This is a genomic window from Rickettsiales bacterium Ac37b (assembly GCA_000746585.2).
Taxonomy (GTDB): Bacteria; Pseudomonadota; Alphaproteobacteria; order Rickettsiales; family Arcanibacteraceae; genus Ac37b.
Genome location: CP009217.2, coordinates 1713362 through 1730044, shown reverse-complemented (window position 1 = coordinate 1730044; position 16683 = coordinate 1713362). Strand labels below are relative to the sequence as shown.

At 29.2% G+C, this 16683-nt stretch carries 17 protein-coding genes and 1 tRNA gene; 6 read left to right on the top strand and 12 right to left on the bottom strand.

The window, feature by feature from the left end:
• Window positions 1-196 precede the first annotated feature (196 nt).
• Window positions 197-1120 (bottom strand): PAS fold protein, encoded by a 924-nt coding sequence (locus NOVO_08525; GenBank protein ID AIL66025.1) that lies wholly within the window; start codon window positions 1118-1120, stop codon window positions 197-199.
• Between the two features lie 322 nt (window positions 1121-1442).
• On the opposite strand from NOVO_08525, the gene NOVO_08520 reads away from it, so the two are divergent.
• On the top strand, window positions 1443-1880 hold the full coding sequence (locus NOVO_08520) for a hypothetical protein (protein ID AIL66024.1): 438 nt from the start codon (window positions 1443-1445) through the stop codon (window positions 1878-1880).
• Window positions 1881-2262: 382 nt separating this feature from the next.
• On the opposite strand, the gene NOVO_08515 is transcribed toward NOVO_08520, so the two are convergent.
• The 3 genes from NOVO_08515 to NOVO_08505 all read right to left on the bottom strand — a co-directional run bounded on the left by NOVO_08515 (window position 2263) and on the right by NOVO_08505 (window position 5634).
• A complete protein-coding gene (locus NOVO_08515; GenBank protein ID AIL66023.1) occupies window positions 2263-2553 on the bottom strand; it encodes an Ankyrin repeat protein in 291 nt (96 codons plus the stop codon).
• The gene (locus tag NOVO_08510) at window positions 2553-2711 is read right to left on the bottom strand and encodes a hypothetical protein (protein ID AIL66022.1); all 159 of its coding nucleotides are present in this window, start codon (window positions 2709-2711) and stop codon (window positions 2553-2555) included. The genes NOVO_08515 and NOVO_08510 overlap by 1 nt, the downstream gene beginning before the upstream one ends.
• Before the next feature lie 157 nt (window positions 2712-2868).
• On the bottom strand, window positions 2869-5634 hold the full coding sequence (locus NOVO_08505) for a hypothetical protein (GenBank protein AIL66021.1): 2766 nt from the start codon (window positions 5632-5634) through the stop codon (window positions 2869-2871).
• A gap of 174 nt (window positions 5635-5808) precedes the next feature.
• Here NOVO_08505 and NOVO_08500 point away from each other — a divergent pair, with 174 nt between their 5' ends.
• Window positions 5809-7314, top strand: coding sequence for a Thermostable carboxypeptidase 1 (locus NOVO_08500; protein AIL66020.1), 1506 nt, complete (start codon window positions 5809-5811; stop codon window positions 7312-7314).
• Window positions 7315-7460: 146 nt separating this feature from the next.
• Here NOVO_08500 and smpB read toward each other — a convergent pair whose 3' ends face one another.
• Genes smpB through kdsB form a run of 4 tightly spaced genes read right to left on the bottom strand, consistent with a single transcriptional unit; the run spans window position 7461 to window position 10484 of the window.
• Window positions 7461-7943 (bottom strand): SsrA-binding protein, encoded by a 483-nt coding sequence (smpB, locus tag NOVO_08495; protein AIL66019.1) that lies wholly within the window; start codon window positions 7941-7943, stop codon window positions 7461-7463.
• A 9-nt stretch (window positions 7944-7952) separates the two neighbouring features.
• Window positions 7953-8849: a dihydrodipicolinate synthase gene (mosA, locus tag NOVO_08490; protein AIL66018.1), complete on the bottom strand. Its 897-nt coding sequence runs from the start codon at window positions 8847-8849 to the stop codon at window positions 7953-7955.
• Window positions 8842-9738, bottom strand: coding sequence for a Branched-chain-amino-acid aminotransferase (ilvE, locus tag NOVO_08485; protein ID AIL66017.1), 897 nt, complete (start codon window positions 9736-9738; stop codon window positions 8842-8844). The genes mosA and ilvE overlap by 8 nt, the downstream gene beginning before the upstream one ends.
• Window positions 9735-10484 carry a 3-deoxy-manno-octulosonate cytidylyltransferase gene (gene kdsB, locus NOVO_08480; GenBank protein ID AIL66016.1) on the bottom strand — a complete coding sequence of 250 codons (750 nt, stop codon included), beginning with the start codon at window positions 10482-10484 and terminating at the stop codon, window positions 9735-9737. The genes ilvE and kdsB overlap by 4 nt, the downstream gene beginning before the upstream one ends.
• A gap of 125 nt (window positions 10485-10609) precedes the next feature.
• Here kdsB and NOVO_08475 point away from each other — a divergent pair.
• From NOVO_08475 to NOVO_08465, 3 genes are all read left to right on the top strand, one after another.
• Window positions 10610-10685: transfer RNA gene (locus tag NOVO_08475), tRNA-Lys, on the top strand.
• Window positions 10686-11019: 334 nt separating this feature from the next.
• Window positions 11020-11286 (top strand): hypothetical protein, encoded by a 267-nt coding sequence (locus NOVO_08470; GenBank protein AIL66015.1) that lies wholly within the window; start codon window positions 11020-11022, stop codon window positions 11284-11286.
• Entirely contained in the window at window positions 11262-11891 is a 630-nt protein-coding gene (locus tag NOVO_08465; GenBank protein ID AIL66014.1) for a hypothetical protein, read from the top strand. The genes NOVO_08470 and NOVO_08465 overlap by 25 nt, the downstream gene beginning before the upstream one ends.
• A 7-nt stretch (window positions 11892-11898) precedes the next feature.
• On the opposite strand, the gene NOVO_08460 is transcribed toward NOVO_08465, so the two are convergent.
• On the bottom strand, window positions 11899-12885 hold the full coding sequence (locus tag NOVO_08460; protein AIL66013.1) for a putative acetyltransferase: 987 nt from the start codon (window positions 12883-12885) through the stop codon (window positions 11899-11901).
• Window positions 12886-13903: 1018 nt separating this feature from the next.
• On the opposite strand from NOVO_08460, the gene NOVO_08455 reads away from it, so the two are divergent.
• Window positions 13904-14359 (top strand): hypothetical protein, encoded by a 456-nt coding sequence (locus NOVO_08455; GenBank protein ID AIL66012.1) that lies wholly within the window; start codon window positions 13904-13906, stop codon window positions 14357-14359.
• Between the two features lie 227 nt (window positions 14360-14586).
• Here NOVO_08455 and NOVO_08450 read toward each other — a convergent pair whose 3' ends face one another.
• The 3 genes from NOVO_08450 to NOVO_08440 are packed head-to-tail and all read right to left on the bottom strand — an operon-like array spanning window position 14587 to window position 16676.
• Window positions 14587-15513, bottom strand: a complete 927-nt coding sequence (locus NOVO_08450; protein ID AIL66011.1) for a hypothetical protein — start codon at window positions 15511-15513, stop codon at window positions 14587-14589.
• Between the two features lie 3 nt (window positions 15514-15516).
• A complete protein-coding gene (traC, locus tag NOVO_08445) occupies window positions 15517-16476 on the bottom strand; it encodes a DNA primase TraC (GenBank protein AIL66010.1) in 960 nt (319 codons plus the stop codon).
• Entirely contained in the window at window positions 16428-16676 is a 249-nt protein-coding gene (locus tag NOVO_08440) for a hypothetical protein (protein ID AIL66009.1), read from the bottom strand. The genes traC and NOVO_08440 overlap by 49 nt, the downstream gene beginning before the upstream one ends.
• Window positions 16677-16683: the final 7 nt, after the last annotated feature.

Here is a 16683-nt window from a genome sequence, read left to right as displayed (position 1 = left end):
TATTTTTTATCTCATTTAGTATTGATGCTGTCAATTTTAATAAAATAAACTTGGTACCTGTACGATATTTTCTTCTTATTGCTATATTAAATACATCTATTATTAGTAAAAACCAAGGCTATCATTTCTAGACAAAAGAATCAAAAATCGATTTATAATAATTAGATGCTAAGAACTCTAATAGCTGATATTTATGTTACCTATTGATAGCACTTAATAACCCAGCGGAAACCGCTGTTTTGATAATTCCTTCAGTGTAGCCAGTTTTTATAGTAGTGCTATTAGTATGTAATGCATATGCATACACATTATGTGCAATTTGAGTAATAGTGTTTAGATCATAATGTATGCTATATTCTTCTAATAATTTAGCAACGGTTTCAAAAGCTTGGCAATATAAACTGTGATTATAAGGAAGTTTTCCAACAGGAATATCAGAAATTTGAGGTAAAATTTGAGAAAAGCTTGGTGTTATGGAAAAAATGGAATGATTATTTTGATCAAATACAATTTGACCATCTGCCATAAAAGAATAAAAGCCTTTAATCTTTCCTGAAGAGTTTCTAGCCGGCACATAACGGAAATTTAATAACCTATATATACCTTCTTTAAATTTCCATGGGTAACCAAAAGCAACTTCTTCCCCAGCTAAAACCTTCTTGATATAAGGTTTACATACAGCGTATCCTTGGTCTCCTATTAGATCTAGCATTTTTTTACCTATAATTTCTCTAGGAGGGGTATTAAATACTTCACTATATTTTTCATTCACATATTGGAACACTTCTTCTTTATCTACATAAGATATAAAAGTTGCATTATTACTTAAGAGCTCTAAATATTGTAAATCATCATGGGTTAAGTTAAATTCTTGCATCGGTAAACTACCTATGCCATTTACAAGCCATTGATAATCACAATCTACACCAATAAGTTTTACTGCTTCTATAAAATTATTAATACTTTTCATAGAAGGAATAGAACGTTTTAATTCCCAACTACATAAGCTATGGACAGAGATACCTATCTTTGTACAAAATCCTGCCCTGCTTAACCCAGTTAATGATCTAATATATTGTACTCTTTCGCCAAAACTATTTAAAATTTTAGATTCTTCCATGTATTTTATTATCCTATCATAAAAATTTATAAGATTTTTACAAAGAAATTAAAATCATGTCAATCATATATCATAACTTTTCATAAAAATTCGCTTGTGTTATCGTAATAATATTGCATAGACGTTATAATAAATTAGTATAAAACAATATAAATTTTCTAAATTTTACAAGAAATTTTTGTAATTTTTCTGCAAATAATAAAAATTAGATTAAAAATACAAAAAATATTTGTATTTTTTATTATTATACTCTTTACAATACAAAAATTATTTTGTAAAAACCTCCTGAAATTTCGCTTATAAATTTTATGGAGATATAAAAATGAAAAATCACATGAAGGATATAAATTCTGTTGAATCATATAAAAATTTAATAGTAGCCATAATGGAAAACAATTTACAAGGGTTCCTTGATATCATTGATAAACCATTATTAATTAATTTTAATACTGAAGAAATAGATTTATCAGGAGGCTTTGATATGATGCAGTATGCAGTTGCAACATATTTAGCAATATTATTTAAAAATCAAGCAATGTTTAAAATGCTTTGTACAAAAATGAAGTTATTTATGTGTATACATTCCTATAAGATAGTAAATTTATATATGTTTTTAGAAAGTTTTATTGCTTTAACATGCGAAAATGGTGCTAAGACTTTTGATGAAAACTTAGAAGAAAAATGCCCTTTGACTTCACAAATAGAATTAGGTCAGATATCAGACCTTTTAATAGATAAAGCATTTAAAATAACTAGGTAACTCATTATTCTCTAATATTGTAGGCTTTTTATATTTTAAAAAAATATATATAGTAAATTAAGTTGTATTTGGGACAAGGGCAGATAAAGCAAAGCCTACAATTAGTAGGAGAGCTTTGATGCGACAACGTCCCGGCTGCAAATCAATTTACTATATTAGAAAAAACTTTAGTTCTGTGCACCTAATTCAAATTAAAAAGCTATAATTTTGTGCACAGAAGCCTAACAATGGTAATACCATAATTCTAGGAATTATTGTTTTAATTTACCTATGTTTTGGTTTTGATGGATTTGGTCTATCAATATTATTTAAATCTTTATATAAAGCTTCTTCTATATAATATTTCGATAACTTAGAAATCTGCTGACTAATTAATTATTTCTTACTTTGAATATGAATCGGTTTCTTTTTCTAAATAATACTTAAAAGCTTTAATAGATAGCTCTTTTGGTTCTGCACTAGCTAAAACTTTTACTCCCTTTCTTAATGTAACCATATCCAATATGGTAATATCTGCCCCCTTCTCTATAAAGAATTTTAATACTTCTAAATATCCATTTTTCACAGCCCACATTAAAGGAGTTTCTTGATAGCTAGATATAGCATTTACATCAGCACCATTTTTAATTAGTAACTTTGATATTTCTAAACGCCCATCCCGTGCAGCTGACATTAAATAAGTTCTTTCGTTGCAATATGTAACAAGCTATTGTCATCCTTATCAATTGGAGCATTGACATCAATATTATTTTGTTCAATAAAATCTTTGAATTCAGAAAACTTTCCTTCTTCTACTAGTTTGGATAATTGCTCTTGCATGATATAAACCATAATTTAATTTTTAATATTTCATTAATTATTACATATATTTTACAATAAATAGTTAACGCTCTAATCATAATACAATTTTAAGTAATGATAGTATTACCAAATATGAAGAACTAAGTGGATGAGCAGCTATACATCTAATTTCTGAAAAAACTTAATATTACCTGAGCATAGAATAAGCTTTAAATTTATCATCTTTACCATTTTGCATATTATAGCCATCCAAAGGGGTGGGGCCTTTAATTTTTTCTTTTTTTATTTCTTTCCCTTTAGGAGCTTTATCTTCAGAATTCATAGATGGTTGATAGTTATTATCCTTTTCCCTAGTACTATCGGTAACATTTTTTCCAAATATTATGCCTGTACACAGTAATAAGCCTCCTGATAATATTAATCCAGGAGCAATACTACTGAATACCGATAATAATGGTATAAACATAATCATTACTGAAAGTATTAAAAATACTAAACCTATACTTATCATTCCCTTGGCAAATAGTAAATTATAAGTTTTATCGTTAGTCATATTTTTACTATTCTCTAATTTATTCTTATTATTATCAAGCCGTTGCTCTACTATCAAATTTATCTTTATTTGCTTGGCATAAGTATTATCTAGTATTTCTTTAAGTTCTAAATTAAGTTTTGATTGATCAATAGGTTGTAATTTTCGAATATTAAGGTCTAAATCATCACCAATTGCACAGCCATATTTTTTAATATTTTCTACATTACCAAAAATTCTTTTATCCTTAGTAATAATACCTGTTTTTTCCCAAATCTCGTCTATTATCCAATTATCTCCAAACTCTTGTTGCTCTGTAAAGGTTTGTATACGTCTATCTTCATTAGAGGATTTGCCATACCAAATACCTTCATATAATAACTGTTTTGCATTTACTGCTTTCAATTCCTGAGTATTACCACGTACAAAATTTAAGGCCTTATTTATTTTATTGCTAATACCCTCTTTAATATATTTAACCATACTCGTCTCTGCGATCACATAAGACATAATACGTTCTATCGTTACTTCAGTTAATAAATCTAAAGATTTATAGTCTTTAATGTTTGCAATTTGTGGAGAATATTTAGATGCTATTTCTTTTGCAATCATTAATATTAAATTACTAGCATCTTCTCCGCGAGGTAATATTTTATCCATCTCTACAAAACTTGAAATAATAGCCTGTTTATAACTGTTATAAACATAATCAGTTACAAAGGTGGTGAGTGCATATAACCAAGAATTTCCTCCCAAAGTATTTCCTAAATAGGATAAAGGTGGTACATTGAGTAATATCATTCCTCGATCTAATGCATCTTTCAATTTACCCACACTATCTGGAATTGCAAGTGCCTTACCTTTTGCGATCGACTCTATAGCATTTCTTCCTATCCTAAATTTCTCACAAAATAATTTTATAAATTCCTCCTGGGCGTTAATCCATTGATGCTCTTCCCTGGTAAATAATAAATTTTCTTTCGGTGTATTGTTTGTTAGATTATAAAAAAGCTTAAATTGACTGGTAATTTTTTGATCTAAATGATCTTTTTCAAGCTGGTTGATTTTATCAGTTTTAACAATAAATTTTATTAAGTTAATATTTGTATCACTGTCTAACAAACTATTTACTATTTGCTTAGATAGATTTTTCTGATCAGCTGGTTGATATAATTCAATAAATAATTTATTTGTATTGATTATTTCTACTAATATTGTTACAAAACGTACCATATTGTCTTCAAAATGCTTATCAATAAACATCTGAGTATAGGTTTGTTTTGTTAACCAATTTGCTGAAATATATCCTTCAGGAAAAAATATTTCTTGTAATCTTTGGCTTTTATTTTTAGTATCATGCGAAGCCCCTTTTTTTACTGCATTTTTTATTATCTCCTTCACAGAGTTTTTAAGCTCCTGCTCCAGAGAATTAGCAAAATATCTAGATTGGTACCCAATAATTTCATCAAATTTTTTTCTTACTTTTTGATTTGCAGAATCAATTTTTAAAGCTCGTCTTATAAAATCTAAAGCTAATTTATGGTCTTCATATGTGGGTACTATAGTTTCAATTTCAGCTGCAAGTAACAGTGTAGGCAGATGATTAGGTTCTATATTTAAAGCTTTATTTATTAAAGATTTTGCTAGTTCTATATTTAGATATGGTGTATAATTTATGAAAGAATGCGTTGCAGCTTGTATATTCAATAAGCCAACTGTTGCTTCTTTATTACCTAACTCTTCTGATCGATTAAATATTTTTTCAATAATTTTGAGTTCTCTAGGAGGCTTATTAATACCATTCCAATCATTTTTTTCCAAAAATATTGTGTATCTTAGCCAGCCAATTTTATTTAATACTTTAGCTTTATCTAAATTGTTAAGATTATGTTTACTATATAGTCTACGTGATACAGTATATGCTTCCAAAGCATCGTTAAGATTTTTTTCTTTTATATGCCACTCATCATTAAGGATCATGGATTTTTCATATATTTTACCAAGACGATAGTAAACAAATGCCATATTTTTTTCCAGTAGCACAAGCTCATCGTGAGATAACTTCTCCTTAGATAACCTATAGTAATCTACAGTTTCTTTATATAAACTATATGCTTCATAATTATTGGAAATTTTGCCTTTTTCAGCCAAAAAAGCCATACGTATTTTTGCTTCTATACTTCCAAATTCCATAGCTTTAGTATAATATAATTGTGCTAATTCTATATTTACACCTTCTACTGCCTCTAATTCACAAATAAAGCCTAAGGCAAAATTTACCTTGTCTAAATCACTATTTCTCTCTTTTAATTGTAATAGTAATTCATACGCATCCTTATATTTTTCCTCTTTTAATAATTTAAAAGCTTTTTCTTCCATTAACTTTGATATATTTTTTCCATCTATTGTCACATTAAGCATATTATTATCTTTTATGTATTATTAATATATTAATAATAACGTATAATAATTAAAGAATTGTAATTATATTTAGATATTATAAAAATTCAAGATGTAGAATATTGTATTTACCAGCAATTTATTATATATTGATGTTATTATTAATATTAAATATTAGAGTTTGTGGAGCAGATGATGATGCCAAAAAATTATTTAGCATTAGAAAAAAAATTTGAACAGCTAAATAATATTAACAATATAAAGGCTATGCTTCACTGGGATTCTGCTACCATGATGCCAGATGGGGGTGCTTCAGAAAGAAGTAAACAACTTGCATATTTAGAATCTCTATCACACACGTTACTTATTTCTGATGAACTTCAAGAATTATTAATGCAGAATGAAGAAAATCAGAATAATTTAGATGATTGGCAAAAAGCTAATGTAGAAGTTATCAAACATCTGGTATGCCATGCACGTGCAATACCCAAAAAACTAGTAGAAACCTTCTCTAAAGCCTCTTCAGCATATGAAATGCAATGGAGAAGTGCAAAAGCACAAAATGATTTTAAAAGCTTTTCAAAACTATTTAAAGAAGTATTAAATATTTCTAAAGATATAGCAAGATGCAAAGCTGAATTATTTGAGTTTAAACATGTCTATGATGGGCTCTTAGATCAATTTGATCGTGGTTGTACCTCAGAAAAAATAGATAATATTTTTGCTGAACTTTATCAATTTTTACCAAATTTTATAGAAGAAGTGAAGGAACACCAAAATAAATTACCTAAATTATTATCTATTTCAGGCCATTATTCAGATGAAAAGCAGTTTTTACTAGGTAAACAATGTATGCAATCACTTGGATTTGATTTTAACCATGGTCGTATAGATATAAGTAATCATCCTTTTTGCGGAGGTATACCTGGTGATACTAGAATTACTACACGTTATGATGCTAATAACTTTATTTCTTCTTTACTGGCCGTTGTTCATGAAACTGGACATGCCTTATATCAAAATAATTTACCTACAAAATATAGATCACAGCCTGTAGGTGCAGCCTATAGTCTAGCAATACATGAAAGTCAGTCTTTATTTCTAGAAATGCAGATTGCTAGCAGTAAAGAATTTATTACTTTTTTTCATCCTTATATAATAGATATTTTAGAACTTGATGAAAACAAACCAGAATTTTCTGTCGATAATATATTTAGACATATAACACATGTTAAATCATCCTTAATTCGGGTAGAAGCAGATGAAGTTACCTACCCTGCTCATATAATGTTAAGATATAAACTAGAAAAAGCTATGATTGAAGGCGCATTAACAGTTGATGAACTACCTGAAGCTTGGAATGATGAAATGTATAAATTACTTGGAATAAAAGCCACTAATTATAAAGATGGTTGTATGCAAGATATTCATTGGCCTTCTGGATTAATTGGATATTTTCCTACTTATAGTTTAGGTGCTATAATAGCCGCTCAACTTGGTGCTACTATAGCTACAAAATTAGGCAATATAGGCGATTATATTATAAGGGGAGATTTTATTACGCCTCTCACATGGCTAAAGGATAATATACATTCTTATGGATCAAAATATAATAGTGGGAGGTTAGTTGAAAATGCGACTGGTAATCCAATAAGTACTTCATATTATATTGATTATTTACGTAAAAAATATTTAAGCTAATTTATATTAGTAAAAACATTTAAACTACTCAAATGCTTTTATAGTATTCTAGTATGTGGTAAAATTTTACGTATATAAAACTATAAATATATCTCTTTTGGTTTTATTATTAAGAAAGAGCTTTTATAATATATCAACCAATATATCTATAAGTTTTTATGTTTATCTCGCATGACTCTAGATTTTTCTCTTTCCCAATCTTGCTTCTTTTCTACTTCACGCTTATCATAAGCTTTCTTACCACGAGCTAATGCAATTTCTATTTTTGCTAGATTTCTATGATTAAAATATATAGAAAGTACAGCGAGTGTTAGCCCTTTATTACGTAATTTACCGTCCAATCTTTTAATTTCTTTTTTATGTAATAATAGCTTTCGAATACGGTATGGATCATGGTTAAATTTATTAGCATTATTATATTCGGCAATGTATGAATTAACTAAATGTACTTCCCCATTTTTTACTTCAGCATATGCATCTAATACACTTGCTTTACCTGCTCTTAGAGACTTTATTTCGCTGCCAAATAAGACAATACCAGCATCAAAAAACTCTTCCAAATGATAATCATATTTTACTTTACGATTTTGAACAATAATACGTTTATTTGGAATAATTTTGGTCGCCATAATATTTCACTATATATTAGAATTTTTTAAAATTCCTAAGGAGATTAAAGAATCTTGAATAAGTTTTTGATTGGATACGCTTGGTAAAACTAAGGGCAATCTAACATCTGTTTTACATATACCAAGTAAGCTCGCAGCATATTTGACTGGCACAGGATTTGATTCACAAAACATAGTACGGCATAAAGGCATCAACTTAGATTGTAATGCAATGGCTTCTTTTATCTTATTATTATTCCATAGATTTTGTAATTTTACACATAATTCTGGAATAATATTCGATATAACTGATATACAGCCATTTCCACCAGCTGCATTAAAAGATAAAGCTGTTGCATCATCACCAGAAAGATAGCTAAATTCTTTTTCTAACATGTTATGAAGCAACATTGGACGAGTTAAATCTCCACTTGCATCCTTAATACCAATAATATTATTACATTCATGTACTAGCTTAGACAAAGTTATATCATGTAAATCTACAGCTGTTCTACTAGGATTATTATATATAATGATTGGTAAATTCACTGAGCGTGCAACATATTTAAAATGTTGATATAATCCCTCTTGAGTAGGTTTGTTATAATAGGGAACAATTAACATTAGTATATCAGCACCAGCTTTCTCTGCATTTTTACATAAAGTAATAGTTTTTTCTGTTGAATTACTGCCAGCTCCAGCAATGATTGGTATTTTTCCTTTAGCAATCTTAGCAGATAGCTCAATAATAAACTGTTGTTCTGCCTCAGTTAAGGTTGGCGACTCTCCTGTAGTTCCGCAAGGTACGATTCCACTAATCCCTGAAGATATTTGTGTTTCGACAAGTTTTACTAATGATTTTTCATCTATTTGGTTATTATCAAAAGGTGTAATTAAGGCTGTAAAAACTCCTTCTAACTTATACATTCTGCGCCTCCTTGCTATATACTAGATCATGATAACTAGAAATCAGCGACTGTGTAATACTCCCTATATTAAAATGATAATCATTAATTTGGATAACTGGTGTAATGCCAACTGCTGTACCAGTTAAAAATACTTCATCAGCTTGCTTCACTTCCTCTAATATGAGATGTTTTTCTATCACTTGAATATTTCTTTGAGAAGCTAATTCCATAATTGTTTGTCTAGTTATACCATTTAAAAAACAATCTGCAATAGGCGTATATAGTACGTTATCACGCACCATAAAAAAGTTAGCTACACTTGCTTCTGCAACATATCCTCGATAATCAAGTAATAAGGCATCATCATATCCAAGCTCTTCGGCTTTTAGCTTACTTAATGTTGAAATCATATACATTCCAGAAGACTTACTATTAGTGGGCATACTATTTGCCGGAGGTCTAACCCAATCAGATATAATTAATCTAGAACCTTTTTGATTATTTTGATAATAATCATTCTGTGATTGCCAGCAGGCAATAGCTACATGTATACTACTATTTTTAGCTGCAGCTTTCATAGTTTCACTTCCGCGCCAAGCAAAACTTCTAATATAGCTATTGGCTATATTTTGTAAGTTAACTAACTCTTGAGTGATGCGATTTAATTGTTCTACTTTATATGGTATTTTAAACCCTAGTAGTTCTGCAGAATCATGTAATCTTTGATTATGCTCATGCAACTTAAAAATTTTATAATCATAACTTCTAATACCTTCAAACACACAAGAAGCATAATGTAACCCATGAGTCAGCACATGAATTTTTGCTTCACGCCAAGGCACAAATTTACCATTATACCAAATAAAACCATCGCGATCGTCAAATGATAATGTTGTCATTATACTCATTTACTATTTAAACTCAAAAAATGTTTTCTTGCTTTTTCTAAGTCTTGTAGAGTATCAACTGATATTGGAATTCTGTCAACTATTGTGATATCTATTGGTATATTATTTTCAATTGCACGTAGTTGTTCTAACTTTTCAATGTTTTCTAAATAGCTTGGCTCTAAAGTGACAAACTGCTCTAAAGCTGACCTTCTATATGCATAAACACCTATATGATGATAATATTTAGGAGCATTATAAGGGACAGGATTTCTTGAAAAATATACAGCTTTGCCTGTAGTATTATTACTACTTAAACTTATTACAGGCTTGACTACGCTTGGCTCTAAAATTTCCTGATTATTATGAATTTCTGCTGCTGCAGTTCCAATCATGGCACTAGAATTTTGAAGTAAATTAGCTATATTTCTAATAATAGAAGGATCGATAAACGGTAGATCACCTTGTAAATTAATAATTATATCAAATTGCTTTTGGCGATCTATTTTACATAAAGCTTCATATATACGATCAGTACCTGAAGGGTGATAAGCTTCTGTCATAATAGCTATGCCACCAGCTTGAGTGACTACTTCTGCTATTTCATCATCATCACATGCAATAAAAACTGGTCCAAGTAAAGCAGCTAGAGCTTTTTCCATCACATGTACAATCATAGGTTTACCGCCTATATCAGCTAAAGGCTTACCTGGTAATCTTGTTGAACCCATACGAGCTGGTATTATAATTACTATATTATTTTCCATATAACACTATTTATTTTTGAAGTTTTAATTATTTATGCTTGACAACTGCGTCATAATTCATCATTTATCTTATTCAATAACTAATTGCAATTAAATTTTCTGCTAGTTATGAAATATTATATTTGGAGCCCGTAGCTCAGCCGGTAGAGCATCTGACTTTTAATCAGAGGGTCGCGCGTTCGAATCGCGCCGGGCTCACCAATATTTTCCTAGTGTTGGTGAGAAATTTTTTTTACATCTGAAGTGATTTTCTACATATTTTCTACATATTTTCTACATCTTGAAAGGACTGGCTCTATATCAAGTTAGAGAGACAAAGCTAAAATTAATAATTAAGCATATAAATTTTACTAACTATCTATTAATTTAAGAGCATAAACCTTCAATCGAACATATCATATACCTTTAATATCTCTGAAACTACTTAATAACTCAAACGAAATAACCCAAAATGACTTTTTCTATTGAACTTTAACACTTGACTTAAATAAATTAAGAAAGTAAATATAATTAAAAAACATTAATTATTTTAGTTATGCGTAATAAAATTGATAATAAAATTATTTTAAAAAGCCCTTTTTCAGTTAATACTCCCAATGAAGCTTATGGTTGGGAAAATATGTACCCATATTATTTACTATTTACTGAGCAGAATCAATTTTGGGAAGAAAAAGCATTTTGGTTTCAGGATTCCATGCATCATCCTGAAATACAATTACCATTTGAAACTATTATAGCTGAATGTATAAGAATAGGTCTAAGCCAAAATAACTCTAAGTGCAAAACAGTGATAATAATTTAATAAATTACTGTAAAATTTTTTATAAAGATTTAGTGAATTGTAACACTCTATCTTTTAAATTTAATAATTCGTACCACATAATTAAATTACCACTTACTATTCACCCTACAACTTCTAGCAATAATAATGAAGACATAATCTTACAATTTGATAAATCACGCATTATTAGAAATTTTTTACCTATTGCAAATAACTCTGCCCCAATTCCATTAGACAAAATGTTAATAAAATTAGATCTTGTTTATGTAAGAGCGGATGTAAGTGGTTATACCTCTTTAGTAAGAAAATTTAGTAAAAAAGGTTTTATATCTTTTTCAGTTTTTGTAGCTCAAAATGTTGTTTTCTTTAAGTATATAGTACCTAAAATATTTAACAAATATTCGTTAACTGAAAATGTAGTTCTTTTACACTCAATTACTGATGATATTGTCGCTTTAGGAAATCAAAAAATTATCTTAAAAATTATGTCTATCTTACAAAGGATTTATCATTTAAAATTCCAAGGAATTATAAATTATGGTCTTTCTCAAATCAATACCCAAAAAACTCCTAAAGAATTAGCATATGAAGCATTAAGTAACCTTAATGCTAAAGAGTATAAATAGGTAATATTTATCTTCCTAGAAATTCGGCTCGAATATCCTTTGTCCACCAATTTGAAGCTAGCATTAAATTCAAATCCTGCATTAATTTAATTTTAGGTATATCGTGCGTACCACACACTACCTTTATCCCTACAGCTCCTTTTTTAAAGGCTATATAAGCCATTTCTAAATATAACTCTTTACCAACACTTAACCAGAGTTCTGGCTTTAACACCATAAAATCATCAATGACACAGATTTTCTTTTTTTCATATTCAACGGGTAGTTCTTTAACATAGCCGGTTATAAATCCTTTCACACTCTTACCGTCTTTATAAGTAAGCATTATAATATGAGAATCATCTTGTTTACTGACGTGTAATTCTTGCATAAAATACTCATATTGGCTTTGGTCAGAATTAACGGCTTTTTTCCAAAACAATGGTTGCACTTTTTCGTACTGGGTTCTTTTTAACGCACTCAGAGCCACAGTAAACTTTATATCTTGTTGTTGTGTAAAATCAATTGAATTGTTTCTTATATTATAATTTATACTAGACCCAATCCACCATTTTGAGCACATACTGTAATTCTTAGATGAAAGTAGAGCTGCTTGGAATTTTTCATAGATAGGTACATCAATTACATTTTGTACTATTCCTCGTCTCTCAGCTATTCTAGTTATTTCAGTTAACAAATTACTTGCAGCCTTCTTTGATATCTGAGATGTTTTTACTACAATACTATCAATTAAACACGTTAGTCCTGGATCATAAACTTCTGGAGGGGTAATTTCTTGAGATATTGCAACTGCTACTGCACTATTTTCTTTAAATTCAATCATACTCATATTATTTTCATTATTAATTCTATTTTTTAAATACAAGCTATAGTTATTAATTGAATTTTTATGCATTTGCCATATTCCAGGGAAAAAATATGATTGCTTTTTCCATCTAATACTCATTAATTTAGATGCTTCCAAAAGGTCTTTGTATTCGATAATCTTAATCATATATTCCTTATTTATTATTATATAGTTTATTATATTATATTGATAAGTAGAAGTTGAAAATGTTTATTTGATGCTGTATTGGAATAGTACTTTTTAGCCTAATACCAAAAATAAGACTTCATTAATTGTCTTACAATTAAATATGTTGGAATTGTAAAAATTATCAAATTACTTGTCATGATGATATATGAGTTCTGTATAAATTCATAGAATACGTAATCACATTTATCTCCTAAGAAAAATTAGGAAAAACATGTGTAGAAATTTTTAGTCCAAAATATCTCCTCTTAAAATCATGGAAATCTGTGCCTCTAAACTAAAAAATCTAGCAGAGAGGAGATTTTCTTTATCTCCTAAGAAACAAAGATTTAACTTTAAGTAGCTTTGATCAGTGAGAAGCCTAGCTCCTTAGCCTTTTTCTCAAGGTTTTGTACCACTCTTTCAGCGTAATGCATAATAATCCATTCCTTTTTCAGTATAACTTTGGCCATATTGAAATAATTATCTATCTTGGTCATGAGCATGATCAAGATAATCATTTTTATAGTTTTACTTAATATTATCTTAAATTATTTTCTATCTTCTTCCTCAGTTAACTCTGACTCTTTGTCTTGTATCTCTAACTTTTTCTGAGTAGCAGACAGTACTATATTTTTCTCTGCTTAATTTAAAACATTTGAATCAGCTAGAAATTTTAACAATTCAATAAGAGAATAGCTTTCAAAGTGATGGTCACTTCTCACTATTACTTTTCATTAAATTCTCTCTATCAGTGTTGATCTTTAAATTTATGACTAAAAGTTTTTCTTTTAAAAACTTATCATGCTTACCTATAATATTTTTAAGCTCTGAAGTTAGTTTTGCTAGTAATAACGAAACATATTTATGCTGTCTTTCAGATGTCTTATGATTATATAAAGCTGTAAGTGCAGTTCTACTACTAAAAAAATAGAGCTATCCCCGAAGAAAAGCTCAAATATAATAAAAAAATAATATATAAAAAAACCGGAGTAAAATTATGGAAAAATTTCAAGAAGAAGCTGTAAAAATTGGGATTACAGTAGATCAGGCATTATCTTTGACACATCCATTACAGCTTAGAGCATTAAAGGCAGGTGCTACTTATGAACAAGCTTTGCATTTCATGGTTTTATCCCAAGTTGAGGCTTTTAAAAATGGTGTCCCTTATATAAAAGCAATAAAATATCCTAAATGTACTCCCTTTGAAGAAGCAAATATCCAATTAGCAAGGTTCAGGTGTGATCCCACACTGCATAATGGAAAAGATACTGATGAATTTTACTGGAAATGCATTCGAGCTTTTGAAAATGAAATTTGCGAAACTTCTGATTATAGGTGTCATGATATGAGTTGTATGGATAACTTGGATGGCACACAATATGTATGCATTAAGCTACTCGGTTGTCCTTCTAATTCTAATTATATGCATTATCAATCAGTATATCATAATTAAGGATAAAGTCTTACAAATTACCATAACAGATACAATAATTAAATAATTTATTTTCACTATTCTAAATTTTGGATAGCTTGTATTTCACGTTTTAATTCAGCTTCGGTTGGTAGGTGAAATTGATATTTGCTAGCAAATATCTGTTTTGCCTTCTCACCGAGAGTATATTTAACCATAGCATCGCTTTTCTCAGTACACAATACTAAGCCAATTGTTGGATTATCGTCTTAATTTTTTATTTCTGCATCAAAATAATTGACATATAATTGCATTTGACCTAAATCTCCATAAGTTAAAGCATGAGTTTTAATATCAATGATTATATAGCATTTTAAAATAACATGATAAAAAACTAAGTCAGTATAGTAATGATCTCCTTCTAATGTAAGCCTTTTTTGCCTAGCTACAAAAGCAAAACCTGTCCCGAGTTCAAGTAAAAACTGTTGTAAATTATTTATTAAAGCTTGCTCAATTTTAGATTCAATACACAAATGGGAATCTGGTAACCCTAAAAATTCTAACACTAAAGGCTCTTTTATAACATCCGCAGGTTTATTTACTTCATGCCCTTTATAGACAAGTTTTAATATCTCTTCCTTATTTTTAGTTTTTACTAATCGTTCAAATAGCATGCTATCAATCTGACGCTCTAATTCACGTTTAGACCAATTATTCTTTTTAGACCAATTATTCTTTATTGATTCAATTTCATAAAAATTACGTGCTTTTGGATTACTGACTCGAAGTAACTTAATATAATGAGACCAAGACAGGCTGAAATCTGGCATCTCCAATTTCCGAACCGCTGTTTCGGAAATTTGGTTATCATTATTTTTTTGATAAATTAAAAAGAATTTGCGAGCAAGTTCTAAACTATCCACGCTAAAACCACGTTTATATTTGTTTTGTAGCTTTATCGATAATGATTTTAATAATTGTTTGCCATATTTAGCCCTTACTTCCCCATTTTGCTCTTCCTCAATAATTTCTTTTCCTATAAGCCAATATGTTTTAACCATTTCAATATTCACAGAACGGCTAATGATTTGATGAGCATTATCAATATAGGTGGTAATTCGCGCATATATATCATTTACACGAGTTATATCAGCTAAATCAGATGATATTACGTTTTGAGAAGGAAGTTTTACCATAATTTATCCATTAATATTATCCTGTAATCTATAGACAGCATTAACCATCCAAGCTGGTATTAAAGTAACTATTTTGTTTAGGCTTTTAATATCTTCTTTAGATAATTTACTAGCACAAATTTGGAGTAGGTTATTATCAATATTATTTTTTCCCATATATGCCAAAGCTTGCAAAGCTAAATTAGCTTCAAAAGATATATTATCAACTATAGGAATTCGTGCATGTTTTAATATAATAGTTCTATTGCCAACTTTCTTATGTTTTGAGGCACCATTCGTCAAATACATAGCTTTAGCAGGTACTTGTGTTGAAAAGCCTAATAAATTAGCTGCCATAGCACCTGAAGGAAATATTGTATTACCAGTTTTTCTAGCTACAACACTAGCAATATCATCTGGGTTAGAAGAAATAGCACCAATGATAGGGTTAATTTTAGGAAAATCATAAATTCCTTTTTTAGGGTATTTGATTCTAATAGCCGCAACTACTGGCTCTATATTACCTGTATCAAATGCTATCACAACTGGTTTATTGGTAGCCATATGAAGAGTTGCAGCAGTTGCATATCCTTCAGCTATATACAAAACTTCTCCTCGAACAATTTTACCAATTATATGAAAACACGCCTGTTTTCTGCCACCAGCTAAAAATTGTTTGGAGCCACTCGGATATATCTTTTGTAAACTGCATAGTTTTCCAGCTATATCATACAAAGGTATATAAATAATATTATCCTTATCAAACTTAATGCCAAAGCTTTCAACTTGCTTTTTCTCTAAGTAAGGAGAAATTCCATTGTCTGATAAATTATTCCATAGCTCTAATGCTTCTTCTGCTACTTCTAACTGTAATTCTTGACGTTTTGCTTCTACCTCAGTTAATTTGGTATTTATCAATGTTTTTTGTTGATCACTTAGAGCTTCATTATTAAAGATAAATCTCTCTTTAATCCCTCTGGACAAAGAAAATACCAGCAGTTTTTATTACCCTTACCGTTATGAGCAAATCGATGAATATTTCCATCAATGATAATAGGCTGAATACAATAAATTCCCTGTTGCATCATTATTTGCACAAATTCATCTATAAATGAAGGTTGAAGTGTAGAAGTTAAAGGTTTTATTTGAGCATAATCATCCTTGTTTAATTGATTTGTTTTCACTTACTTA

Bases quoted from the DNA above. Each gene is read 5' to 3' on its own strand.
- NOVO_08525 (AIL66025.1), bottom strand. From the start codon at position 1,120: ATGGAAGAATCTAAAATTTTAAATAGTTTTGGCGAAAGAGTACAATAT.
- NOVO_08520 (AIL66024.1), top strand. From the start codon at position 1,443: ATGAAAAATCACATGAAGGATATAAATTCTGTTGAATCATATAAAAAT.
- NOVO_08515 (AIL66023.1), bottom strand. From the start codon at position 2,553: ATGTCAGCTGCACGGGATGGGCGTTTAGAAATATCAAAGTTACTAATT.
- NOVO_08510 (AIL66022.1), bottom strand. From the start codon at position 2,711: ATGGTTTATATCATGCAAGAGCAATTATCCAAACTAGTAGAAGAAGGA.
- NOVO_08505 (AIL66021.1), bottom strand. From the start codon at position 5,634: ATGCTTAATGTGACAATAGATGGAAAAAATATATCAAAGTTAATGGAA.
- NOVO_08500 (AIL66020.1), top strand. From the start codon at position 5,809: ATGATGCCAAAAAATTATTTAGCATTAGAAAAAAAATTTGAACAGCTA.
- smpB (AIL66019.1), bottom strand. From the start codon at position 7,943: ATGGCGACCAAAATTATTCCAAATAAACGTATTATTGTTCAAAATCGT.
- mosA (AIL66018.1), bottom strand. From the start codon at position 8,849: ATGTATAAGTTAGAAGGAGTTTTTACAGCCTTAATTACACCTTTTGAT.
- ilvE (AIL66017.1), bottom strand. From the start codon at position 9,738: ATGAGTATAATGACAACATTATCATTTGACGATCGCGATGGTTTTATT.
- kdsB (AIL66016.1), bottom strand. From the start codon at position 10,484: ATGGAAAATAATATAGTAATTATAATACCAGCTCGTATGGGTTCAACA.
- NOVO_08470 (AIL66015.1), top strand. From the start codon at position 11,020: ATGCGTAATAAAATTGATAATAAAATTATTTTAAAAAGCCCTTTTTCA.
- NOVO_08460 (AIL66013.1), bottom strand. From the start codon at position 12,885: ATGATTAAGATTATCGAATACAAAGACCTTTTGGAAGCATCTAAATTA.
- NOVO_08455 (AIL66012.1), top strand. From the start codon at position 13,904: ATGGAAAAATTTCAAGAAGAAGCTGTAAAAATTGGGATTACAGTAGAT.
- NOVO_08450 (AIL66011.1), bottom strand. From the start codon at position 15,513: ATGGTAAAACTTCCTTCTCAAAACGTAATATCATCTGATTTAGCTGAT.